Annotated in this window: 21 protein-coding genes; 4 read left to right on the top strand and 17 right to left on the bottom strand. The window is 36.7% G+C overall.

Annotation, left to right across the window (positions count from 1 at the left end; genetic code table 11):
- Positions 1–395 precede the first annotated feature (395 nt).
- Positions 396–1184, top strand: coding sequence for an XRE family transcriptional regulator (locus EG359_RS03440; RefSeq protein WP_076351893.1), 789 nt, complete (start codon positions 396–398; stop codon positions 1182–1184).
- Between the two features lie 120 nt (positions 1185–1304).
- On the opposite strand, the gene EG359_RS03435 is transcribed toward EG359_RS03440, so the two are convergent.
- The 3 genes from EG359_RS03435 to EG359_RS03425 form a co-directional block, all read right to left on the bottom strand.
- Positions 1305–2699 (bottom strand): alkaline phosphatase, encoded by a 1395-nt coding sequence (locus EG359_RS03435; protein WP_076351894.1) that lies wholly within the window; start codon positions 2697–2699, stop codon positions 1305–1307.
- Positions 2700–2774: 75 nt separating this feature from the next.
- The gene (locus EG359_RS03430) at positions 2775–3974 is read right to left on the bottom strand and encodes a GTP-binding protein (RefSeq protein WP_076351895.1); all 1200 of its coding nucleotides are present in this window, start codon (positions 3972–3974) and stop codon (positions 2775–2777) included.
- Between the two features lie 6 nt (positions 3975–3980).
- A complete protein-coding gene (locus EG359_RS03425; protein ID WP_076351896.1) occupies positions 3981–4319 on the bottom strand; it encodes a MerC domain-containing protein in 339 nt (112 codons plus the stop codon).
- Between the two features lie 87 nt (positions 4320–4406).
- On the opposite strand from EG359_RS03425, the gene EG359_RS03420 reads away from it, so the two are divergent.
- Positions 4407–4796 carry a Fur family transcriptional regulator gene (locus tag EG359_RS03420; RefSeq protein ID WP_076351897.1) on the top strand — a complete coding sequence of 130 codons (390 nt, stop codon included), beginning with the start codon at positions 4407–4409 and terminating at the stop codon, positions 4794–4796.
- A gap of 129 nt (positions 4797–4925) precedes the next feature.
- Here the strand turns inward: EG359_RS03420 and EG359_RS03415 are convergent, their stop codons facing one another.
- A complete protein-coding gene (locus EG359_RS03415; RefSeq protein ID WP_076351898.1) occupies positions 4926–5408 on the bottom strand; it encodes a hypothetical protein in 483 nt (160 codons plus the stop codon).
- Positions 5409–5671: 263 nt separating this feature from the next.
- Here EG359_RS03415 and EG359_RS03410 point away from each other — a divergent pair, with 263 nt between their 5' ends.
- Positions 5672–6757 carry an alpha/beta fold hydrolase gene (locus EG359_RS03410; RefSeq protein ID WP_076352094.1) on the top strand — a complete coding sequence of 362 codons (1086 nt, stop codon included), beginning with the start codon at positions 5672–5674 and terminating at the stop codon, positions 6755–6757.
- A 7-nt stretch (positions 6758–6764) separates the two neighbouring features.
- Here the strand turns inward: EG359_RS03410 and EG359_RS03405 are convergent, their stop codons facing one another.
- The gene (locus tag EG359_RS03405; RefSeq protein ID WP_076351899.1) at positions 6765–7268 is read right to left on the bottom strand and encodes a GNAT family N-acetyltransferase; all 504 of its coding nucleotides are present in this window, start codon (positions 7266–7268) and stop codon (positions 6765–6767) included.
- Between the two features lie 157 nt (positions 7269–7425).
- On the opposite strand from EG359_RS03405, the gene EG359_RS03400 reads away from it, so the two are divergent.
- A complete protein-coding gene (locus EG359_RS03400) occupies positions 7426–7923 on the top strand; it encodes a hypothetical protein (RefSeq protein WP_076351900.1) in 498 nt (165 codons plus the stop codon).
- A 120-nt stretch (positions 7924–8043) separates the two neighbouring features.
- Here EG359_RS03400 and EG359_RS03395 read toward each other — a convergent pair whose 3' ends face one another.
- The 12 genes from EG359_RS03395 to EG359_RS03340 form a co-directional block, all read right to left on the bottom strand.
- Entirely contained in the window at positions 8044–9561 is a 1518-nt protein-coding gene (locus EG359_RS03395; RefSeq protein WP_076351901.1) for a TSUP family transporter, read from the bottom strand.
- A gap of 5 nt (positions 9562–9566) precedes the next feature.
- Positions 9567–12440: a TonB-dependent receptor gene (locus EG359_RS03390; protein WP_076351902.1), complete on the bottom strand. Its 2874-nt coding sequence runs from the start codon at positions 12438–12440 to the stop codon at positions 9567–9569.
- Between the two features lie 400 nt (positions 12441–12840).
- The gene (locus tag EG359_RS03385) at positions 12841–14514 is read right to left on the bottom strand and encodes an NADPH-dependent assimilatory sulfite reductase hemoprotein subunit (protein WP_076352095.1); all 1674 of its coding nucleotides are present in this window, start codon (positions 14512–14514) and stop codon (positions 12841–12843) included.
- A gap of 31 nt (positions 14515–14545) precedes the next feature.
- Positions 14546–16255, bottom strand: coding sequence for a diflavin oxidoreductase (locus EG359_RS03380; protein ID WP_076351903.1), 1710 nt, complete (start codon positions 16253–16255; stop codon positions 14546–14548).
- Positions 16245–17090, bottom strand: a complete 846-nt coding sequence (gene cobA, locus EG359_RS03375; RefSeq protein ID WP_076351904.1) for a uroporphyrinogen-III C-methyltransferase — start codon at positions 17088–17090, stop codon at positions 16245–16247. The genes EG359_RS03380 and cobA overlap by 11 nt, the downstream gene beginning before the upstream one ends.
- Positions 17091–17114: 24 nt before the next feature.
- A complete protein-coding gene (gene cysK, locus EG359_RS03370) occupies positions 17115–18026 on the bottom strand; it encodes a cysteine synthase A (protein ID WP_076351905.1) in 912 nt (303 codons plus the stop codon).
- Positions 18027–18055: 29 nt separating this feature from the next.
- Positions 18056–18886, bottom strand: coding sequence for a serine O-acetyltransferase EpsC (epsC, locus tag EG359_RS03365; RefSeq protein WP_076351906.1), 831 nt, complete (start codon positions 18884–18886; stop codon positions 18056–18058).
- A 4-nt stretch (positions 18887–18890) separates the two neighbouring features.
- Positions 18891–20129 carry a sulfate adenylyltransferase subunit 1 gene (locus EG359_RS03360; protein WP_076351907.1) on the bottom strand — a complete coding sequence of 413 codons (1239 nt, stop codon included), beginning with the start codon at positions 20127–20129 and terminating at the stop codon, positions 18891–18893.
- 67 nt (positions 20130–20196) lie between these two features.
- Positions 20197–21105 (bottom strand): sulfate adenylyltransferase subunit CysD, encoded by a 909-nt coding sequence (gene cysD / locus EG359_RS03355; RefSeq protein WP_076351908.1) that lies wholly within the window; start codon positions 21103–21105, stop codon positions 20197–20199.
- A gap of 11 nt (positions 21106–21116) precedes the next feature.
- Positions 21117–21830, bottom strand: coding sequence for a phosphoadenylyl-sulfate reductase (locus tag EG359_RS03350; protein WP_076352096.1), 714 nt, complete (start codon positions 21828–21830; stop codon positions 21117–21119).
- A gap of 80 nt (positions 21831–21910) precedes the next feature.
- Positions 21911–22291: an RrF2 family transcriptional regulator gene (locus EG359_RS03345; RefSeq protein WP_262707009.1), complete on the bottom strand. Its 381-nt coding sequence runs from the start codon at positions 22289–22291 to the stop codon at positions 21911–21913.
- A gap of 135 nt (positions 22292–22426) precedes the next feature.
- Positions 22427–23275 (bottom strand): AraC family transcriptional regulator, encoded by an 849-nt coding sequence (locus EG359_RS03340; protein ID WP_076351910.1) that lies wholly within the window; start codon positions 23273–23275, stop codon positions 22427–22429.
- Positions 23276–23309 lie beyond the last annotated feature (34 nt).

Raw genomic sequence — 23309 nt, 5'->3', positions numbered from 1 at the left:
CAAATAAACATGTGTAGATATTTTTTTGAATAAAATAATTAAATAATTTTATAATTTAATATTTCGTTAATATAATTGTTATTTTATGAATATTCCATTTTTTATTATATCTGTTTGATTTTCTAAATGTTAAAAAACATATTTCAACTTGGGAATTTTAGAGTTAATTTTTTAACTCAAATGGTGTTTTATTATGAATAATATCCCTGCTTTGTAAAAAGACTTGTTTTGATCCGAAAATCAGAGGTTTAGATTAGGAAAAGAAGATTTTTGACTGCTCTTTTTAGCCAACTTTATTGGAGAAAAGTCGAATTTACTCACTTTTTAAGGTAAAACCGATTCTGGGCATTGATAACGGGGGCAAAATTTGTATTTTTGCCTACATACTTGTATCAATGTCAATTTTTTCAAATAATATACGCTTTTTAAGAGCCAAGAGAAAGCTCTCCCAACAGAATGTTGCTGACGAACTATTGATCTCCCGAGTGAGGTATTCGAAATATGAAAACGGAATTTCGGAACCTCCTATTGAGCTTTTGATCAAAATATCAAAATATTTTCATGTCAGCATTGACCTTATGTTGTCTGTAGACATTCAGAAATATCCAATGGACGAAATGCTGAAGCTTCCTGACAACAGGATTGTTCTTCCTGTAGCCGTTGATGATCTTGGGAATGATACCATAGAAATTATTCCGCAGAAAGCATCCATGGGATATCTTGAAGGGTATAGTGATGTGGAATATATAGAAAGTCTTCAAAGGATTGCACTTCCTTTTTTAACGAATGGGAAATACAGAGCTTTTCCGGCAGATGGAGACTCTATGCCACCATTTAGAAATGGGTCCTATATTGTAGGGAAATATGTAGAGGGAATTGATGAATTGAAACCTGGGAAAACCTATGTTTTTATCACCCTGAATGATGGGATTACCTACAAACGCTTTAAAGAGAAGAAAGGAAATTCTATTTCTGTAAGTGCAGATAACTCTTTCTACGAGCCTTACGATATTCCGTTTGAGGATGTTGTGGAAATCTGGCAGTATGCTTCGGGAATTTTCCCTGAGGACTTTGAACCTGGAGATTATGAAAGCTATAATTTTAAGGAGATGTTCCGTGAATTGAGACAAGATATTAAGGATCTTGATAAAAAGGTTTCCGGACGTCGCAAAAAATCTTCATAAATTATATGATTAACAGGGATATTTATCCTGATAAAATAAACAGGCTATTCAATATTTTGAATAGCCTGTTTTTAAAAACTTGTTAAAAATGTAAAATATGTGTTTAAAAATGTTTTCTGTTTATATGGAAGATGCCTTCAACATTAAATAATGTAGATCCGTATTTTTAATGAAAGGTTGCAAAAGTTCACTTCCTGGCCCATAAGCAGCTACTTCTACATAGTCTCCCGAATGATCCATACTGATCCACCCTACCGAATTTCTGCTTTTCTGAATTTCAGAATAAAGTTTAAATGGTAATTTCTTATAATTATAAAGTCCCTCTTCCTTTTCAAGCCCGTTGTAAAAGCTTAGTAAATGCTTGGCTTCATCATCATTCAGAATAAGCTTGTTGCCCTCATATATCCAGTCTTTAATGTCCTTAATGGAAAAGTCCTTGTGGATTTTATTCAGAATATATTCATTGGTATACTGATAAGCTGAAATGCTGTTGAAATGGGCAGTAGCGTCTGAACCGTAAATAGTTCCGGGATTGGCATTTCCGTGATCTGTAGTAATGATGACCAAGGTATTTCCATCTTTTTCGGCAAAATCCATTACGGTTTTCACGGCTTCATCAAATGCAAGCTGGTCGTGAATGAGTGCTGCCACATCATTGGCGTGAGCTGCCCAATCCACTTTTCCTCCCTCTATCTGGAGAACGAAACCTTCCGGATGCTCTTTCATCTGATCAATAGCCACGCTTGCCATTTCTGCTAAAGTGGGTGTATCTTTAAATTCAGAAAGATGGTTTTTATCGATGGTGTAAGGCAATGCTCCTGTACTGAAAATTCCTAGCACTTTTTCTCCTTTTTTAATGGAATTAAGGTCAGTACGATTCTTAAAAATTTGATATTTCTTTTCTCTGTATACAGAATAAAGGTCTTTTTTATCTTCCCTTTTATCAGAGCTGAAGAATTCATCTCCACCCCCCATTAAAACATCTATTCCCAGATCTGCATACATTTCAGCAATTTGAGGTTCTGCATTTCTTTTCGCGGAGTTAACACAAAATCCTGCAGGAGTGGCATGGGTAGCAGTAACCGTTGTCACACAACCTATTTTCTTTCCTGCCTTTTTGAATTTTTGCCATATAGGAATATGCTTTTCTCCATTGGCACCCATATTCAATACCCCATTTTTCACTCTTATTCCTCCTCCAAAGGCAGAGCTGGCAGCCGCAGAATCCGTAACAATTGAGCTGGCCGAAGCTGTGTCCATTAAGGCACGCGAAACTTTTTTCTCATGATAAAGATTGAGCCAATGGCTTCCTTTTCCTAAAATATTCCTTGAATAAAGATCAGCCATTGAAAGAGTTCCAAGACTCATTCCGTCACTGACCATAAATATGATGTTTTTTGCTTTTCCAATCTTGGGCTGCTCTATACCCTTTTGTAAACTCCAAAGTTCTAAGGGTGAAAGAGATAACAGCCCTGAAAGTAATACCGAGCCTTTTAGAAATTTTCTTCTGTCCATAGCTTTAAAATAATGTACTAAGTTATTGCATATATTAATCTATCGTAACCTAGTTGCATTAATAAATGGTTAATTTTAAATGTTTTGTGGAAAAAGGTCTTCAAAATCCTGCTTTTGGTCCATTAGTTCTTTTTCCTTATCGTTGATAAGACAATCCTTAAGATCCTGTACCATTTGATCCTTATTCAGGTTTTGCCCGATAAAAACAAGCTCATTAATTCTGTCTCCCCAGTTTTTATCCCATCTGCTTTCAATAAACTCCTGATTTTCTATGAATGAAGAATATTGTACTCTATGATTCATTGGCATACTTCCCCACCAAACTCCTGCTTTTTCCAAACGAAAGGAACCTCCAGCCTGAGAAAAATTAAGAGCATCATCAGGTCTGGAAGCCAGCCAGAATAAACCTTTAGCTCTCAGTATTCCTTCAGGATAATTATTCAAATATTCCCAAAGTCTCATTGGATGAAATGGCTTTTCCTCTCTAAATACTACGGAACTGATTCCATATTCTTCAGTTTCCGGAGTATGATGATCAGTTTGCAATTCTTTTTGCCATCCTGCAGAAGCCTGTGCTTTATCAAAATCGAAAAGTTGTGTATTTAAAATATATTGTGGATCCACTTTACTAAATTCTGACTGAAGAATTGTAGCTTCAGGATTCAGTTTTTTTATAGCTGATTTTAAAAATCCAAGAGTTTCCGGATCTACGAGATCTGTTTTATTCAGAATAATGATGTTGGCAAATTCAATCTGATCGGTAAGAAGGTTTACAATGGTACGATAATCTCCCTCCATATCGGTAAGGTCACGATCCTGCAATCGTTCATTGGATGCAAAATCCTTCATGAAATTGAAAGCATCCACAACAGTTACCATGGTATCAATATAACTGAAACGCGAAAGATCTATTCCGCTTTCTTCATCAATATAGGTAAAAGTCTGGGCTACGGGAATGGGTTCACTAATTCCGGTACTTTCAATCAAAAGATAGTCAAAACGATTTTCATGGGCTAAACGTTCTACTTCTACCATCAGATCTTCTCTTAGCGTACAGCAGATACATCCGTTACTCATTTCTACCAGCTTTTCTTCTGTTCTTGAAAGAGTATTTTGGTTTTCAACAAGGCGTGCATCAATATTGACTTCACTCATATCATTAACAATTACTGCGACTTTTAAGCCTTGCTTATTATGCAGAATATGATTCAATAAAGTTGTCTTTCCGGCTCCAAGAAAACCACTGAGTACTGTTACAGGGAGTTTTTTCATCATGTATTCTTAATGTTTATGATTTTTAAAATTGATGATATGACCTGCTATTAAACCAATAGCCCCAACATATATCAATGGAAGATGGATTTCAAATAGTAAATCTGTTAATACTGAAATTGAGATGAGAAGAATAGATACCCAAAACAAAAATTTTAGCCAATAATTGGTCATATGTCTTGTTATTCTAAAAACCACCAAGGCTCCAATCACAAGAAAAGCCAAGTCAACATAAGGGTTATGCGATATTCCCAATGGAATGATGAGTAATAATGGAAAAACAATACAATGAATAAGACATAAAACGGCAGCTGAAATTCCAACAGCATCAAGAATTTTTGATTTCATAGAACATAGGATTTAAATTTCTTATCGTAACTTTGTTGCAAAAGTAAATATAAAAAACCAAATAACGCAACTTTGTTGCATTAAAAAATGAAACAAGTAAGAAATACGCACGCAAAAACAGAAATTTTAAACCTTATTAATCATTCTGATATAGCCCTAACCCATTCTGATATTCAGAAAAAACTAGGAGATCTATGCAACAGGGTTACCATTTACCGGGTGTTGGAAAGGCTTGAAAATGAGGGATCTATTCACAAAATTGTTAATGTGGATGGTGTTGTGAATTTTGCAAAATGCAGTGGTAAATGTACGCATGAACAGCATTTTCATAATCATGTTCATTTTAACTGTAAAAAATGTCATTCTGTAACCTGCATTGAAAATGCTATTCCTGAAATTAGCCTGCCAGATCATTTTCTGGCTGAGGAATATAACTTTGTAATCAGCGGAATTTGCCCGAAATGTACGAATACATAAATCCTTTACTTCGTAAGTTTATTTAAAATAATGAAAGATAAAAGTTCATATAAGAAGAAAACAAAATATCAAAAAACCTCTCCAAGTATAAGCTTAGAGAGGTTTTTAATTGATGATATTGAAATTTTGTTATAAAGAAGAGATATACACTTCTATTTTGGTTCCGTCATAATTAAAGGTTCCATCGGAATTCATTTTTCCTAAAACCCATTTCATATCTACGGGAACGGACCATGCCGATCCCAAAGAGAATCCGTTTACTGATCTAATTTCATTTCCGTTTCCTGTTGTAATGGCAGAGTGAAACCATGTCTTGTCTATTAATCTATAAAACCCAATGGCTTTTCCTTTAGGAATTGGAGAATATCCATCCCATTTTTCTCCTGCGGGATAATTGAATTTACTTAACCATTTTTGGCCTGATGATCCAGCAAGTTCGTCTGGATTAATGCTTGCTCCTCTCATGTACAGGGCATAAGCAACAACATCATGACATACTCCATTGCTGTACTTTGAAATATTTTCTGCTCCCGAAAGAACGGCATGGGCAACGGGTGCCCTTTCAGATAGGGATAACTGAGCCTTCCTGGCTCCTTCTGGTGTAACTGACATATTATTACTATTTTGTTTGGTTCTCGTAAAGATAGCCTTTTTTAAATTAATCAGTATTTTGAATTGAAAATCAGTGATTTACTATAGTGAATAGTAAAGTGAAGCAGATTTTTTTTAAATGTTTTCTACTACAAAAGCCCCCACAAAGACATTCATGGAAGCTGTTTTCATTTAATTCAAATGCTTTGTAACTTTTAATGTATGTGATTGACATATTGAATATTATATACTTTTATAAGAATCAAATTTTTATGCAAAAAATAATGAGACATAATATTCTATCAGTTATTACCCTATTATTTTCTCTTGTGCTATTTGGACAAGTGAAGCCATGTGACCAATATGGAGAAGCCAGGGAAATTATCAAGGATTTAGATTCCATTGTGAGCCCCAATGGAATTCAGGAAAGGTACAAAGCAACGGTGGGAGGAGTTCAGCAATGGGTGTATGTACGTGGGCAGAATAAGGAAAATCCGGTAATAATATTTGTACATGGTGGTCCCGCCTCTCCTATTGCTCCGGTGATGTGGATGTTTCAAAGACCAATTGAAGAATATTTTACAGTAGTTAATTATGATCAGAGGGCATCCGGAAAAACCTATAATGCCAATGATACTTTAAAGCTAAAGAATACCATCAATATCAATCAGTATGTGGATGATGCCATACAAATGGCTGAATTGATTAAGGAAAAGTATAAAAAGAAAAAAGTTATTCTCATAGGGCATAGCTGGGGAACTATAATTTCCATGAAAGCTGCTCTTAAAAGGCCGGATCTGTTTTATGCTTATGTAGGAATCGGACAAATCATTAATACCAGAGATAATGAACGTTTGAGCGTAGATTTTGCTGTAAAAGAAGCTACAAGGCTCAAGAATGATGTTGCATTAAAGGAATTGGCTTCCATTGCACCTTATCCGGGAAATACACCTATTACAAGATCCAGAATTATTATTGCAAGAAAATGGCCTCAATATTATGGCGGTTTAACGGCCTATAGAGACAATTCCAGATATTTCTTTCAGGCCCCTTTATTGTCCCCGGAATATTCCTATCAGGATGCGGAAGCCATTGGTAAAGGAAGTTTATTTACTCTTTCAAAGGTTCTATCGGAATTTCTTGATACGGATTTTAAGAATATTAAAACATTTCCAATACCGGTTTTTATGTTGATGGGCAGACATGACTATACTACGCCATCGGAACCTACTGCTCAATGGATTCAGAATGTAAAGGCTCCTTTTAAAAAGGGAATATGGTTTGAAAATTCGGCACACTTAATTCCTGTTGAAGAGCCCGGAAAAATGCTGGTGACGTTATTAAATGACGTTCAGCCTGTCTGTAAATAATAAAATATTAAGCTTCCAATTGGAAAAGTCCCATGGTTGCATTATGGTAATGGGCAGGGCGTCCCTCAGTATCAGCAATCTTTTTGTCGCCCAAATAAGAAAATCCACATTTCACGTAATATTCTGTAAGTCTTTGATTTCCGGCTGTAGTATCCATTCTTACATATAATTTATGGTGCTCTTTGGCAAATTGCTTGGACCATTCCACGATTTGTTCTACAAATTTTTGTCCCCGAAAGTTAGGATTGGTGGCAATTCTATGAATATATATAGCTGGATCTGCATTTTTTTCCTCCCAAACCTGCTGGTCATCAAAAGTAATGCTCCAAACGCAGGCCACCTGCTGATCTACGACGATTTTAAAGAGGCGGTTTTCCTGGATTTCGGTTTCTATCATGCTTCGTTCAAACTCCGGCCATTGTACACCGGATACTTTTTTCTTAAAGTCGGAAGCCATTTTATATAACCCAAGGATCTGATCAATATCCTGTGGAGAAGTATTCATTGTCATTATTACCATTCTTGTTCCCAAAAATACTGAAAAAAGAATGGATCTCTTGTCTGTTATCGTTATTCAGAATCGGTATAAATTCCATCTTGTTCTCATAGTTTCGTTGGGTAGAGTAAATAAAAATACTATTTTTATCGCCCGATAAAGAAAAACAATTATGCCGACTGATGCTTCCCACAAGCTGATTCCGATGACAACCTTCGTGCTTGAATATTATGCCAACGAAGGGTATGCTGATCTTCAAATTTTAAATTTGATGAATAATTATGCTAATTTTCTAAAACAATCCCTCACTTTGGGAATGTTTGTTCCTGTAGATCCACAGGGTAATGTACTGAAGGAACCTAAAAACTATACTTCATGGAGATCACTTGAGCATAATGAAGGAGAAAGAACAGATATTGCTGGGTTTGAAGAATACGGCGAGTATCAGAAAGCAGAACGAAAATGTATGTTCGAGGGCTTTAAGGTGGGCTATAACGGGTATTCAAAGGTCAGAATTATTGCTTCCTATGATGAGTCCATAGAGCTTTCTTTCAATAAAAATGATTTGTTGCCAACAGGGTTCAAGGATGTGGAATCATTGATTGTTTTTGATGATATCTTTTTGACCTCTAATGCTTTAAATTTAATTGGAATAAAGAATAAGTCATAATTTTTGATTATACAATAATTAAAAGCCCCTTATCAAATTCTGATAAGGGGCTTTTTATTCATTTTATCCTAATAGTTGAATTGATAATCTGTTAGATTCAGATCATAAAACAGATGTCTTTTACAATAATGATTTTACAATGGTTACCAGACTCATGATAATAACCACTATTCCTACTACAACAAACATTTTCTTTGTGGGTAGTTTTGAAGTAAGCATGGCAGAAAACGGAGCTGTAAAAACTCCACCTAAAAGAAGTCCCAGAACAATATTCCAATGATGAATACCAATGGTAAAAATAAACGTAATGGCACTGGTGATTGTCAGTAAAAACTTAGCAACGGTTGAGCTTCCAACCACATAGCGGGGAATTCTTCCTTCCTTAATCAATGTTCCGGTTACTAACGGTCCCCAGCCGCCGCCTGCAAAGGAATCTATAAAACCACCTACAAGTCCTAATACTCTGAGATTGGTTCTTCGCTTTGGTTTTATTCGGTTTTTCTTATTGTCCTTAAAGGCATTTTTCAGGATATTGACTCCCAAGTATAAGGTATAACATGCAATGATGGGCTTTACAATATGGGCATAATGTTCGCCATAATGAGATAAAGTTAATGCACCAATGACGGAGCCTACGATGGCCAAAGGAAACAATACCCAAACCATTTTCTTATTGACATTTCCCAATTTATAATGACTGAATCCTCCGGCAGCGGTTGTAAAAGATTCTGCAGAATGAATACTGGCACTTACCACAGGCGGCGGAACATTCAATAAAAGCAATATGGTTGTACATATTACGCCATATCCCATTCCCATTGATCCCGCAACGATTTCTGCCATGAAGCCGGCAAAAAGCATCCAGTAAAAGATATGGTTATCCTGATTAAGGAAATTCTGAATATCATCAGAAAGATTAAACTGATATACCACAAGGCCAAGTATTCCGAAAAGAAGCATAACTCCTATGATGGCAAGGTAGATATTGGCTTTTCTCTGAGCTATTTTGGTAATATTGATCAGTTTTTCAATTTCCAGATTGGGTTTTGCTGAAGAAAGTGTTCCGTCAGATAAATATTGGGTTGTTATTTTGTTGAGTTCCGTTACTTTATGGTTAAAATCACCTTTTAACTGATTACGTATACTCTGCATATTATCCAATACCAGATCCATTTCATCAGGAATTGTTTCTGTGAATGTTTCCCTTAATCTCTTTGCAATGGTTGGAGATTTTCCATTGGTTGAAATGGCAATTTTAAGACTTCCTTTTCTGACGATTGAACCCAGATAGAAATCACATAGATCGGGTTTATCGGCAATATTAACCAATACATTCTTTTGATGGGCATCATTACGGATCTGTTCAGCAAGTACAATATCATTTACAGCTATAATCGCCAGATCTGTATCATTAAAATCATCATCATTGTAAGCTCTTTCATGCAATGTTATATTGACAAACTGATCCTGTAAGGACCTTACTTCAGGAATGATTTCCTTGGCTACCAGTTTGATGGAAGTTTCGGGAGAATTACCAAGTACAGATTCTAGCTTCTCGAGGGCAATTTTTCCCCCACCGATGATCAGTAATGATAATTTTTCAAGCTTTAAAAATACGGGATATAAAGAATTACTCATCTTGATTACAGTTTTAAATCATACGTAAAAGCGAGATAATATAAACCTCCAATTTCAGGTCCTGCTGCATATTGAAAGTAACGTCTGTTCAGTAAATTGGTTGCCCCAATTTTTACATTAGCATGTATTTCAGGAAGATTCCATGTAGCTTGTGCATCAATGGTATAATAAGCGGGAATATCTCCTGAGGCTAAGGGACTTTCCCAAGCAAAATTACTCTGCCATCTTGCTACAATCGTAAATCCTATATTTCTGATGATTTCCCTGTTTCCTACACTTACATTCACCATCCATTTTGGGGTATTGAATGCGGTAATAAATAAGTCTGAAGTATTGTTGGAGGCAAGATCATTATAAGATACATTCGCATTAACGTTATAATTTCGAACGACATTATATCGAATACCTAGTGAAGTTCCATAACTTTTGTATTTATTATTACTATTGGTATATACTCTGTATCGGTCTTGTTTGCTTCGGTCAAGCATGGCAAGGATAGCCGTATTGCTTCCCACCTGACTGTTTTTAGGAACTGCAACTTCTACCTGTCCAAGAAATCCTTCATAAATATTATAGTAAAAATCCCAATCCAATACCAGCTTATTATTAAAGAAGACAGATTTATAGCCTACTTCAAATGAATTGATCTTTTCCGGCTGTAATTTTTGCAAATTGGCAACGGTTAAAAGCTGTTTATTGTCCTGAGCAGCTTGGGATTGATTTTTTCCTCCATCTACATCGGCATTTACAGCAGAAGTAAATCTATCTATGGATGCCAGTGTGTAAGAGTTTTCCAGATACCCTAATCCGTCATTTACTTTAGAAAGTCCTCCTACTCTTCTTACATTTCCGTTATTGACAAAGGAAAGGGCTTCAAACAATGATGGAAAACGGTATCCGTTTTGAAAGGATGCCCTGAAGTTATGCTGATTAACGGGAGAATATACAATGCTGATTCTGGGATTAAGCTTGGCTTCAAACTCCGGATTTCTGTCGATACGTAACGCTGCATTAAGTTTTAATTTATCATCAAAGAAAAGCTTGGTAATCTGAGCAAAAGCTCCATATTTCTGATAGATAACATCTTTTCCGAATGTTCCATTAGATAAAGGGATATTTCTTTCCGTAACAGGTCTGTTGAAGTCTACAAAGTTATTTCCATCAGGGGTTATGCTATACAAACGATAATCTATACCGGCAAGAAGGTTGAATATTTTCACAAATCTGCTGAAATCATAGGTAAATTCTCCCTGATAAAAACGAGATTTCTGTTCAAGTTTGGCACCTCCTGTTGACGGAGCACCTGCAACTCCTGCGTTGGCAGAGTCCCAGTTATTAATTCCAATAATGGTGTTTTTTAATTGCTCAAAAGCAGAAGTTCCAGGTACTACTCTATTTTTGTCTGCTTCCTGTCGGGCAAGAATAAAGGATTCGTTAAGGCTTCTTCCTGCATTGATGTTATTTTGTAATGTTGTCTGGAAAATATTCTTCCAATTGTTATTAGAAAGGTTCGTTAGATCAAGATTATCTGCCAAAGGCTTCAGGTTATAAGAATCTCCTGTATTTTCTATGGAAACATAGGCCCTGAAAGTAAGTTCTTTACCCGTAAGTTCCACCTTATGATTTTGTACTGTAGCATTTTGTAAACGAATCTTGTTTCCTCTTTGGAAGGTCCCATCCAGCAGGCCATATCGGTAAACATAGGATGCTTTCCATTGGTCACCAAAACGATAGTATAATCCGGCATCAAATTTTATATTTTTCACCTCCGGACTTACCAGATCTTTTTCAAAATATCCGGTTCTTGACACATTAAATGTTGTAGGTTTTCCGTTATAATCTACTTTTACGGCAACACGGTTATTTCTTTCATCACCGTATTTGTTCCAAAGGTCTTCTGCAGGATTATTGGTTAATGAAAAATTAGGATTGGCTGTGATGAATGAATTAGGATTCTGATCTGTCTGGTTGTTTGAAATCCAGTCTGTTCCTGTAAAGTAAGAAGCGTTTATCTTGATCGCAAAATTTTTATTGAAAGCTTTTGCAAATCTAATAGCACTCTCTCCCAGAGAACTTATTTTATGGTTGAAATTGTCCACATGATTAACTCCACCCCGAAAGTATACGCTTAATCCCTGAGAGGTAAACGGATCTTTCGTTTGAAGGCTCGCCAGTCCATTGATGGCATTCATCCCATACAATGCGGAGGCAGCTCCGGGAGTAACTTCCATGGACTGAATATCCAATTCTGTAGGACCAATTGCATTTCCCAATGGAACTCCTAGCGTTGCAGATTGTACATCTACCCCATCCACCAGCTGCATAAAACGGAAGTTGTTGGGAGAGTTAAACCCTCTGGAATTTGGTATTTTTAAGGTAAGGCTGGAAGTAAGCAACTGTAATCCTTTTACATTTTCTAATGTTTCATAAAAGGATGCTGCCGGACTTTCTCTGATTGTTTTGATATCAATTTTTTCAATAGCAATGGGAGATTTTAATATTTTTTCAGGAATACGTGATGCAGATATAACCACATCATCAATAATAGTATTTTGTGGATTAAGCCCAATGGTTAGTTTGTTGGAAAGCGAAAGTATTTCTACGGTTTGATGAGAAAAGCCATCTTTATTGATAACCAACCGGAATGGAATGGTAACTCTTGTTCTTATCTTAAAGTTTCCCAATTGATCTGTGGAAACGGTGTCCTGCGTATTTTCAATCTGTACCTTTACAGCATCAATACCTTTTTGGGTTTCTGTATTTTTAATGATTCCGCTTACTTCTATAAGCTGCTGTGCTTCTGCCAGATTGCAAAATAAAAATGTAATTAATATAAGCCCTGTCTTAGGCAGAAAATATCCCTGTTTTTTGTTTTTCATTTTTCTTCATTTTTTAAGTTAAGAATGAAGCTGTTTGAACTTTGCTGTCTTTGAAGAATGTTGACATTGTTTATTTTTAACCACAAAAGGCACAAAGGTTTTCATTTTAAAACACTTTAGTTCAATTAAGTACGTTTAAAATGATGCTGCAGAAAAGCTCACATTAGATCAAAATCAAAGATTTTTGCAAAACTTAGGTGTACTTATTATGAACAAAGCTTAGCTTAAAAAACTTTTGTATTTGAAACTTTTGTGACTTTTGTGATTTAATTGAAAAGTTGAAACAGCTTTGATTGTATTGTTATTTGAGAATCAACAACACATACACATTCGTTCACTTAAAAGAAGAGGTTGATGTTTTTTTAGTTTTTTCAGATCATAAAAAAGGCTTGTCATATATTCAGTTTAAAGTTTTTAAGTAACGGTATGAAAAATCGCCAAATGTTTCTTCTGTAAGTCTTTTCTGTACATAAATTCCGAAAAGTTCGTCAAGAGTGGTCAGAATTTCTTCTTCACCAATATTTTCCCTGAATTTTGTATTCAATCGCATTCCCAGTCTGTCTCCACCGATATGGAGATTGTATTTACCGTAGGCTGTTCCTACAAATCCAATTTCAGCATTGGGAGATCTACCACATCCGTTGGGACATCCTGTCATTCTAATGGTAATATCATCCTGTAAAAGACCATGTTTTTCAAGGATGGGTTCTATTTTGGTTACCAATGAAGGTAAATAGCGCTGTGCCTCTGCTAGGGCCAAAGAACAAGTATTTAATGCAACACAGGCAACAGAATTTTTACGCAGGGCGCTTGCTTTTTCTGTATACTCTGAAATTCCATATTCCTCCAACAGGCTTTCTACTTTTGCTTTATCGCTTTCACTGATATCTGCAAGGATCAGGTTTTGGTTACATGTAAATCTGAAGTTGAGTTCAATGGTCTGGGCGATCTTTAATAATCCCGATTTTAAAGGATATTCTTCAATATCCAGTACTCTTCCATGCTCTACAAATAAGGTATAAAACCATTTTCCCTCATGATTTTGGGTCCAGCCATAACGGTCTTTTCTTTGTTCAAACTTAAATTCTCTGGCTGGCTCAAAGCTGAATCCGGTTCTTTTTTCTACTTCGGTTCTGTACTGATCTATTCCAAGCTTATCAATGGTATATTTTAATCTTGAAAGTTTTCTGTCGCTTCTGTTTCCAAAGTCTCGTTGAACCGTTATGATCTCATACACGGCCTGTAAGGCTTTTTCTTCAGAATCTACAAATCCAAGCACAGAGGCAAGACGTGCATAGGTGGCTTCATTTCCGTGTGTAGCGCCCAATCCTCCTCCGGCAGCAATATTATAGCCTGCAATCTGATTATTCTCAATGATGGCAATCAGGGCAATGTCGTTGATAAATACGTCTACATCATTATTGGGAGGAACTGCGATACCAATCTTCAGTTTTCGGGGAAGATATCTGTCCTGATACAAAGGGTCTTCTTCTGCTTTTCTGTCAACAATCAGCTCATCATCAATCCAGATATCATAATAAGATTGTGTTTTAGGGAGACACATTTCACTTATTTTACCCGCCAGCTCATAAGTTTGCTGATGCAGCGGAGATTCTGATGGATTTGCTGTACAGGTAACATTTCTGTTCACATCACCACAGGCCGCAATAGAGTCAAGGTGATTGAGATTAAAGTTCTGAATAGTTGGCTTTAAATGTGACTTTAAAATACCATGCAGCTGAAGCGTCTGTCTTGTTGTTATTTTTATGGTTCCTGTAGAATGGTCTTGGGCAATTTCATTCACTCCGATCCATTGATCTGAGGTTAAAAATCCGCCGGGAAGCCTAAGCCTGATCATATAGGAATACAGCCATTCCAGTTTTTTGGAGACACGTTCTTCTCTTCTGTCTCTGTCGTCCTGCTGGTACATTCCGTGGAACTTGATCAGGGTTTGATCATCTTCTCTTATGGCTCCTGTAAAGTCGTCTGCAAGGCTTTCTTTTAATGTGCCCCTGAGCCCGTTACTTTGGGTTTTAATCCTTTCTACAGGAGAAAGGTTATCTTTATTGCTCATAATTGTTTTTTTAATGTTACTACTGGTCTTTTTAATAAACATCTTTGGCATATCGGCCGCTAAGCTCCATTTCCTCTAAGTAATGAAGGGCTTCTTCCTTGCTTCGTTTTCCCTGATGCTGAATGATATTCAAAAGGGTATTTTCAACATCCTTACTCATAGGTTCCTTGGCACCACATACATACACAGATGCTCCTCCCTCAAGCCAGTAAAAGACCTCCTGTGCTTTTTGTTCCAGTTTGTGCTGAACATATATTTTCTCGGGGGTATCTCTTGAAAAGGCAAGATCTAAATGAGTGAGACTTCCTGTTTTAAGAAAATCCTGAAGTTCAGATTGATAAATAAAATCTGATACAAAGTTCCTGTCCCCGAAAAATAGCCAGTTTTTTCCATCTGCTCCAATGGCATCACGCTCCCAAAGAAATGATCGGAAAGGTGCAATTCCGGTTCCCGGCCCAATCATGATGATATCCTTATCGGGTTCCGGTAATCTGAAATGCCCCGCCTCCTGAATATAGAACTCAATATCTTGTTCCTCACTGAATTCGCTGAGAAATCCACTGCATAAGCCATTATGTTTCTGATGGTCTATGAAGAATTCTGATTTTGCTACCGTGATGTGTATTTCATTTTCACCATGAGCTTCCAGAGAAGATGATATGGAGTACAGACGAGGCGCCTGACCAGTAAGTATCTGAATAACTTCTTCAAATTCCTCTGCATTTTTCACGGGATAAATCCTAAGCAGATCGAGAAGACTTAAACGAACTTCCGGAATAGAATGACCTGTAATCTTCGCGTATTGGTTAACCACGGTTTTTAGCAAATAGCTAATATTAAGATGCTTGTGCAATAACTCTTCTACGGTGTCTGTAACTTTTGAGGTTTCAATTTTTTTTGTAGGATCAATTCCTGTTAATGCAATAATTTCATCAATAACTTCTTTGGAATTGAATGGGATAACTCCCAGAGCTGCACCGGGTTGATAAGCTAAGCCCTCTTCTGTTTCTATTTCTATATGATAGGTTTCTTTTTCAGAAGTAATATCATTGAGATTAATGATGGTTGATATTTTTCCCTGATATTTTTTTCTTCCGGCTGAAGCCTTTTGAACTGGATTATTTTTGATGCTACCTGCTGAAGTTTTATTAACAGCTTCAAAGACATGTTCTATCCAGCTTTCGGCATCCTGTTCATAATCAATATCACATTTTTTTAATGGAATAACACGTTGTGCCCCCAGAATTTCAAAGCGGGAATCTACATCTTCTCCTGTTTTGCAGAAAAGAGGATAGCTGCTGTCTCCCAAAGCCAAGACTCCAAATTTAAGGTGGCTGAGATTGATTTCATTTTCATAGATATAATCATAAAACTTCTTGGCAAGAATTGGAGGATCTCCTTCGCCCTGTGTACTTATTACGACAAAGAAAAATTCTTCCTTTGCAAGGTCCTTTGGCTTGTATTGAGACAGATCCGTTAATTTAACCTGAACTCCTTTTTTCTTAATGATTCCTGCCAGTCCTGTTGCCAGTTTTTTGCTGTTTCCGGTTTCTGTTCCGTAGGCAAGTGTAATTTTTCTGACCGTATTTTGTTCTGTAAAACCTGCTTGCAAAGGTGGTTGTACCGCAGTAAGAGGTGCTCCGGCAAGACCTGCCAGATATCCGCTTGCCCAGATAGATTCATCTCTGGAAAAATCACTGGATATTTGTTTCAGTATGTTTAATTTCGTTTCAGACAGCATATTCGAAGAAATTTTGAGTTTTGGGGATGAGACTTCCGTTTTCCACCGATTTAAAATAAAGACCTTCCTGCTCTGCATTTTCAAGCCACGAGAACTCTTCGTGAAGGTTCACTACTTTACCTATGATGACTAATGATGGGGATGCAAAGTTTTTATCACCCAGCGTTTTGCCGAAATCATCAAAAGAAGCCGTATAAACCTTTTGAAAAGGGGTTGTAGCCTGCTCTATTACTGCAATTTTTTTCTCTTTTGAAACCTCTAATTCGATGAATTTTTCTACAAGTTCTGTAAGGTTACCTTTAGACATATAGAATACAAGGGTATCATTGGTGATAGCGAGTTCTTTCCAATATTCATCTGTAAGGATTTCAGATTTATAATAAGTAAGAAAACGTACTGATGTAGCATATCCTCTGGCTGTTAAAGGCATTCCTGCATAGGCAGCGGCACCCAATGCAGCTGTAATTCCGGGAATAATCTCATAGGGAATATGATTTTGCTTCAACGCCTGTAATTCATCCAAAACATTGGAGAAAATGGAAACATCTCCCCCCTTAAGTCTTACTACGGTTTTATTCTGAAGGGCATAGTCCACCATTAAAGTATTGATAAGGGATTGAGGAGTTGATGCGTTCTTGCTGCATTCTTTACCTACATAGATGATTTCCGTATTTTTATTGACATAGGTCTCTAAAATTTCAGGGCTTACTAAGCGGTCAGATAAAACAATATCTGCTTTGGCGATGGCTTTTACGGCTTTTACTGTGATCAAATCAGGGTTGCCAGGCCCTGCACCGATAAGGTAAACCTTAGGTGATTTTATATTTGTATTCATTGAAGTCGGTGTTAATTAAAGGATTTAGAAGAGTCCCTCAATGGAAAGATACCTTTCGCCGGTATCGTAATTGATGGTGAGAATTTTAGCTCCGGGTTCTATTTCCGGCAAATGTTTTGCAATGGCTGCCAAAGCCGCTCCTGTAGAGATTCCTACAAAAAGGCCTTCTTTTTTTGCTGCATTCAGAGCATATTCATAAGCTTCATCTTTTCCTACTGTGATAACACCGTCCAGAAGAGTGATATCCAAAATGGATGGAACAAATCCGGCTCCCAGACCTTGTAATGGATGTGGTGCAGGGCTTCCTCCACTTAGTACCGGAGATAGTTCAGGCTCTACAGCAATTACTTTTGTGTTGGGGTATTTTTCCTTTACTACCTGTGCAATTCCGGTGATATGACCGCCAGTTCCTACGCCTGTGATAATGTAATCCAGACCGTCGGGAAAATCCTGTAGAATTTCCTGTGCAGTGGTTTGGGTATGTACCTGAACGTTGGCAGGATTGTCAAACTGTCTCGGAATCCATGAATTGGGAGTTTCCTCTGCTAGTTCATTGGCTTTTTCAATGGCACCCTTCATTCCTTTTTCCCTTGGAGTAAGCACAAACTCAGCCCCATAGGCTTCCATAATTTTGCGACGTTCTATACTCATGCTATCCGGCATGACCAGAATAAGCTTATATCCTTTTACTGCCGCTACCAATGCCAGTCCTATTCCTGTGTTTCCACTGGTAGGTTCTATAATGATACTGTCTTTGTTGAGTAATCCTTTAGCTTCAGCATCTTCAATCATGGCCAGAGCAATTCTGTCCTTAATACTTCCGCCCGGATTACTTTTTTCCAGTTTGATCCAGATTTCATGATCTGAATTGAATAGCTTATTAATTTTTACGACTGGTGTATTTCCAATCGTTTCTAGTGTATTCTGAAATTTCATACCAATACAATTTTTTGTTTTTTCTGTTTTTATATGACAAAGGTTAATGATTCTGGTAATGAACTGTTATCCTTTATTTTTATTTCACTTTTATGATAGACCAAAGAATTGGGAGGAACATCCTGTGTAATCCATACATTTCCTCCGATAATGCTTTCTGTACCTATTGTTGTATTCCCGCCCAAAATGGTAGCTCCGGAATAAATAATGACATGGTCCTCAATATTGGGATGCCTTTTTTGATTGGCCTTTTCTTTAGAAACATTCAAGGCTCCTAAAGTTACTCCCTGATATATTTTAACATGATTGCCAATGACTGTTGTTTCTCCGATGACAATTCCTGTTCCGTGATCGATGAAAAAATATTCTCCAATAACTGCTCCCGGGTGAATATCGATCCCTGTTTTGCTGTGTGCATATTCTGAAATTACGCGAGGTAAAACCGGAACCTCCTGATTCCAAAGTTGATGCGAAATACGATATACATAGGTTGCAAAATACCCTGGATAAGCAAGATGTATTTCTTCTAAAGAGCCTGCTGCAGGATCAAATTCCAAGATGGCCTGTGCATCCTGATTAAGATGATCATATATTTTTGGGAGCCCTTCAAAAAAAGCATTTACCTGTACTTCGGTAAGATCTTTATCTCCAGTTATTGTATGAATCAGGTTGAAAAGATGATCCTGTAGTTTTTCAAAATCCTGTTTCAACTGATCTGTTGTATTCTCTTGCTGAGGAAGAAACAATACTTTATACAACTCTGTTACAAAAACCTTTACCCTTGCTCTGTCAAAGAATCCATGCGTTTTGTTTTGTTTGCTTTGATGAATTCTTTCAATTAAATGATTTGAAACTGACATTTTTTTACTGAATTATGCAGGCTGCAACAGTAGAATGAGAGGTTTCATCTACTAAAATTGCAGAACCTGTTCTTTTGTTATTGATAAAACTATCGTACACCAAAGGTTGCGCTGTTCTTATGGTCACTTTCACCACTTCATTAAGTCTGATATCACCATTGGCTTTTTCTTGTGTAAGAGTATTGACATCAATCTTGTAATCTACTTCTTTTACCACCGCCTTTACCAGTCTGCTGTTTTGCTGTAATAGATACTTATTTCCGGGTTGTAGTGATTTTTGATCAAGCCAGCATAGCAGAACTTCCAGATCTTTTTCTACAACAGGAAGCTGTTCTTCAGTGGCAAAAATATCGCCTCTGCTGATATCCAAATCATCCTTTACATGAATAACAACAGGTTGTCCCTCGAACGCTTCTTTTGATTCAATTCCATTGATTTCAATCTTAGAGATTTCACTTGTAATTCCTGCCGGAAGTACATGAATTTTATCTCCTTTTTGGAATTTCCCGCTTAACACCTGTCCGGCATAACCCCTGTAATCATGCAGTTCTTCAGTTTGAGGCCGAATTACATACTGTACCTGAAAGCGACTGCCATTGTTTAATTCTTCATTCAACGTAACCTCTTCCAGATATTCCAAAAGAGAATTTCCCTGATACCAGTCTGTTTTAGAGGATACTGAAACAATATTATCTCCTTTAAGGGCAGAAATCGGAAAGTAACTTACGTCATGCAAACCAAGGTTTTTCGCAATTTTTGAATACTCTTCTTTTATGCTTTCAAATACTTCCTGTGAATAATCTACCATGTCCATTTTATTAATGGCTACGGCTACTTTCTTTAGCTTTAGTAATGATGCTATAATGGAGTGTCTTCTTGTTTGTTCAATGACTCCTTTTCTGGCATCGATCAGGATGACCATCAGATCAGAGTTGGAGGCACCTGTGATCATGTTACGGGTATATTGTACATGGCCTGGAGCATCGGCAATAATAAATTTTCTTTTTGAAGTTGAAAAATACCTGTAAGCAACATCTATGGTAATCCCCTGTTCCCTTTCAGCACGAAGTCCGTCTGTTAGAAGAGCAAGATCTACCCCGTCATCATTTTTGTTTTTAGAGTGTTTTTCAAGGACCTCTAACTGATCTTGTAAAATGCTTTTGCTATCGTATAGCAGTCTTCCGATAAGGGTACTTTTACCATCATCTACGCTTCCTGCTGTTATAAATCTTAAAATATCCATCCGTTTTAATTATGGGTAATGTGAGTAATAAGTGAGTTTAATAAACAAAGGATTGTTAATTTCTTATCTAGAAATAACCTCCTTTTTTGCGGTCTTCCATCGCAGCTTCTGTAACGCGGTCATCAATTCGGGTTTCACCACGTTCAGAAATTCGGGTGGCTACAATCTCTTCAATAACAGCGTCTATTGTTGTTGCTTTAGATTCTACAGCTGCAGTACATGTCATATCTCCCACGGTACGGTATCTTATCTTTTTTACTGCTATTACATCATCTGTTTCCAGAGAAGCATGATGAGAGTTGGCAATCCATTGTCCGTTAAGGTCTACCACTTCTCTGTCGTGCGAAAAGTAAATAGAGGGCAGATCTATTTTTTCTCTTCGAATATAGTTCCAGATGTCAAGTTCTGTCCAGTTACTGATCGGGAAGACTCGTACATTCTCACCTTTCTGAATTTTTCCATTAAAAATACTCCATAATTCAGGGCGTTGAAGTTTTGGATCCCATTGTCCAAATTCATCTCTCACAGAGAAAATTCTTTCCTTGGCACGGGCTTTTTCTTCATCTCTACGTGCTCCTCCAATGCAGGCATCAAATTCAAACTCTTCTATGGTATCAAGAAGTGTATAAGTTTGTAACCAGTTTCTGCTTGGGAATTTACCTTTAGGTTCTGTTAAGCCTTTCTTTTCTATTGTATCTTCAACTTTACGTACAACAAGATTCACATCTAATTGATTGACAAGCTGATCACGGAAATTCAATACTTCAGGGAAATTATGCCCCGTATCCACATGAACAAATGTGAAAGGTATTTTCCCGTAGCGAAATGCCTTCGAAGCCAAATGAGCCAGCACAATGCTGTCTTTTCCTCCGCTGAATAAAAGCGCCGGACGTTCAAACTGCCCTGCAACTTCCCTTAAAATGTAAATAGATTCAGCTTCTAACTGATCCAGATAGTTTAAATGATATGTTGACATATTTTATTTTTTTATTGATGAATATGCAGACCGCACTCTTTTTTATTGGCATCTTCCCACCACCAGCGGCCTGCTCTGAAATCTTCTCCTTCTTTAATGGCTCTTGTACAAGGTTCACATCCAATGCTTACAAATCCTTTTTTGTGCAGATAATTGTAAGGCAGATGATTGTCTTTAACATAATCTGTTACCTGCTCTGTACTCCAGTGAAGAATTGGATGATACTTAATGATCCGGTTATCTTCATCCCATTCCAGTGATGGCATATTCTGCCTGTTTTGGGAGTGTTCAGACCTTAAGCCGGTTATCCATACCTTATATCCTTTCAGAGCAGATTTCAAAGGATGTACTTTACGGATCGTGCAACATGCTTTCCTCTGTTCTACGGATTGATAAAAGGAATTGGGCCCATTTTCTGACACAAACTTTTTCAGTTCTTCAGTATCCGGATAATAGGCTTTGATATCCTTTTTAAAGAATGCCTTCGTAGAAGCCCATGTTTCATAGGTCTGCTCAAAAAGTCTTCCGGTATCCAATGTGAAAATATCTACGTTCAGATTCTTTATCAGATGAGTGATTACCTGGTCTTCATTGCTGAAGCTGGTTGAAAAGATGACTTCATTCGGAAACCTTTCTACCAGTATTTGTAAAAAGTTGTTTTGTGAAGTCCCCTCTGTAAGTTCTTCCTGAAGTTTTTCAAATTCATTTTTCAGACTATTTTCCATTTCCATTTGAAATTTATTCTTGCAAATATATATAAAATTCTATAACTCCTATCAAATTAGTAGTATTTAAATAAAAAAAATTATTTTTTGTTTATAAACGCTGTCAGAGTGGCTTCCGTCATGCTTTGTCTGGTTTTTTCACGAACAATGATAAGCTCATTTCTAAGATAGCAAGATGCTTCATCCACACAATCATCACATGCCTCATAGAAGTTTAAGGATACACACGGAGTTAGGGCAATAGGTCCGTCGAAGATGCGGTAAATGTCAGCCAATGAAACGTCATCCGGAGATTTTAGCAGATAATATCCGCCTACCTTACCCTGCTTGCTATTGACAAGTTTGGCTCTCTTAAGCTCCAGAAGAATTTGCTCTAAAAATTTTTTGGGGATGTTTTCATCCTGTGCAATAATAGAAGTGGGCAGAAAGCCTTGATTGTAATTTCTTGCTAACCTGACCATTGCTTTTAGCGCATATTTGCAACGTTTGGACATCATAATGTACGCAAGTTATAACAAATTATCTGATTAATAAAATGTTTTATCAGGGTGAAAAATATTTTGGCTTCTGTAATGTAAACAGAGAGATTCTTTCCCTTATTTATTTTCTTTTTTATAGGTAGAGGGAGACTGATTTTTATAGGCCCTGAATATTTTATTGAAATGACTGGTATCGTTGAATCCCAGTTTATCGGCAATTTCATTGATATTATAACTGCTTTGAAGCAATAACTTTTCTGCGGTCTTCACTTTATACTGCATAATATGCTGTTGTATGGAAAACCCTGTCTGTTTTTTGATATAAATGCTAATGTAGTTGGGAGAAAGTAAAAATTCCTTTGCGAGATTTTCTATTTTCATTTTGTCTGCATCCAGAATGTTGACATTAATATAGTATAATATTCTATCTATCTTGCTTAGGTTTTGTGAGAACCATTTTTTGTTTGTGGAGGCGTTCATTGTATTTCGGATCAGAATGGTAAAGATTGCAGAAAAAAGATCTGCCATAACTTCTTTATTATACATGCTTTTATGACTGAATTCATGCAGAAGCATTCGGGAAAGCTGAAGCAGATGTTCTCTATCCGACTTATTTTTTATTCCTGATTCGTATACAAAAGTTCGGTCGTCCATCAGAAGTTGGATTACTTTTTTCAGTTCGTTCTTTTTGTTTGTCAATAAATTTTTCCAAATATATTCCTCAGTAAATTTTATATAAATAAATCTTGTTTTGTTTGTAATGGTAAATTCATGGGCATCACTTGGACGAAGGAGAAAAATATCGCCTTTTTGATAAGGGAATGTAATACCGTTCAGGTGATGGGATCCTTTCCCGTTTTCAATGATAATAAGTTCATAGAAGTTATGGTTATGATATTCAATATCCCATATTTCCTTTTCAATCCTGAAAACATTGAAGGAGTTGAAATTGACAATTCTTTTCATAGTAGAATGGATTTTTACAAATTTAACATTAATT

Source organism: Chryseobacterium joostei, assembly GCF_003815775.1.
Classification (GTDB): Bacteria; Bacteroidota; Bacteroidia; order Flavobacteriales; family Weeksellaceae; genus Chryseobacterium; species Chryseobacterium joostei.
This window is presented reverse-complemented; position numbering and strand designations above follow the sequence as displayed.

Excerpts from the sequence above, each read along its gene's own strand:
- EG359_RS03440 (WP_076351893.1), top strand. The coding sequence starts at position 396 with ATGTCAATTTTTTCAAATAATATACGCTTTTTAAGAGCCAAGAGAAAG.
- EG359_RS03435 (WP_076351894.1), bottom strand. The coding sequence starts at position 2,699 with ATGGACAGAAGAAAATTTCTAAAAGGCTCGGTATTACTTTCAGGGCTG.
- EG359_RS03430 (WP_076351895.1), bottom strand. The coding sequence starts at position 3,974 with ATGATGAAAAAACTCCCTGTAACAGTACTCAGTGGTTTTCTTGGAGCC.
- EG359_RS03425 (WP_076351896.1), bottom strand. The coding sequence starts at position 4,319 with ATGAAATCAAAAATTCTTGATGCTGTTGGAATTTCAGCTGCCGTTTTA.
- EG359_RS03420 (WP_076351897.1), top strand. The coding sequence starts at position 4,407 with ATGAAACAAGTAAGAAATACGCACGCAAAAACAGAAATTTTAAACCTT.
- EG359_RS03415 (WP_076351898.1), bottom strand. The coding sequence starts at position 5,408 with ATGTCAGTTACACCAGAAGGAGCCAGGAAGGCTCAGTTATCCCTATCT.
- EG359_RS03410 (WP_076352094.1), top strand. The coding sequence starts at position 5,672 with ATGAGACATAATATTCTATCAGTTATTACCCTATTATTTTCTCTTGTG.
- EG359_RS03405 (WP_076351899.1), bottom strand. The coding sequence starts at position 7,268 with ATGACAATGAATACTTCTCCACAGGATATTGATCAGATCCTTGGGTTA.
- EG359_RS03400 (WP_076351900.1), top strand. The coding sequence starts at position 7,426 with ATGCCGACTGATGCTTCCCACAAGCTGATTCCGATGACAACCTTCGTG.
- EG359_RS03395 (WP_076351901.1), bottom strand. The coding sequence starts at position 9,561 with ATGAGTAATTCTTTATATCCCGTATTTTTAAAGCTTGAAAAATTATCA.
- EG359_RS03390 (WP_076351902.1), bottom strand. The coding sequence starts at position 12,440 with ATGAAAAACAAAAAACAGGGATATTTTCTGCCTAAGACAGGGCTTATA.
- EG359_RS03385 (WP_076352095.1), bottom strand. The coding sequence starts at position 14,514 with ATGAGCAATAAAGATAACCTTTCTCCTGTAGAAAGGATTAAAACCCAA.
- EG359_RS03380 (WP_076351903.1), bottom strand. The coding sequence starts at position 16,255 with ATGCTGTCTGAAACGAAATTAAACATACTGAAACAAATATCCAGTGAT.
- cobA (WP_076351904.1), bottom strand. The coding sequence starts at position 17,090 with ATGAATACAAATATAAAATCACCTAAGGTTTACCTTATCGGTGCAGGG.
- cysK (WP_076351905.1), bottom strand. The coding sequence starts at position 18,026 with ATGAAATTTCAGAATACACTAGAAACGATTGGAAATACACCAGTCGTA.
- epsC (WP_076351906.1), bottom strand. The coding sequence starts at position 18,886 with ATGTCAGTTTCAAATCATTTAATTGAAAGAATTCATCAAAGCAAACAA.
- EG359_RS03360 (WP_076351907.1), bottom strand. The coding sequence starts at position 20,129 with ATGGATATTTTAAGATTTATAACAGCAGGAAGCGTAGATGATGGTAAA.
- cysD (WP_076351908.1), bottom strand. The coding sequence starts at position 21,105 with ATGTCAACATATCATTTAAACTATCTGGATCAGTTAGAAGCTGAATCT.
- EG359_RS03350 (WP_076352096.1), bottom strand. The coding sequence starts at position 21,830 with ATGGAAAATAGTCTGAAAAATGAATTTGAAAAACTTCAGGAAGAACTT.
- EG359_RS03345 (WP_262707009.1), bottom strand. The coding sequence starts at position 22,291 with ATGGTCAGGTTAGCAAGAAATTACAATCAAGGCTTTCTGCCCACTTCT.
- EG359_RS03340 (WP_076351910.1), bottom strand. The coding sequence starts at position 23,275 with ATGAAAAGAATTGTCAATTTCAACTCCTTCAATGTTTTCAGGATTGAA.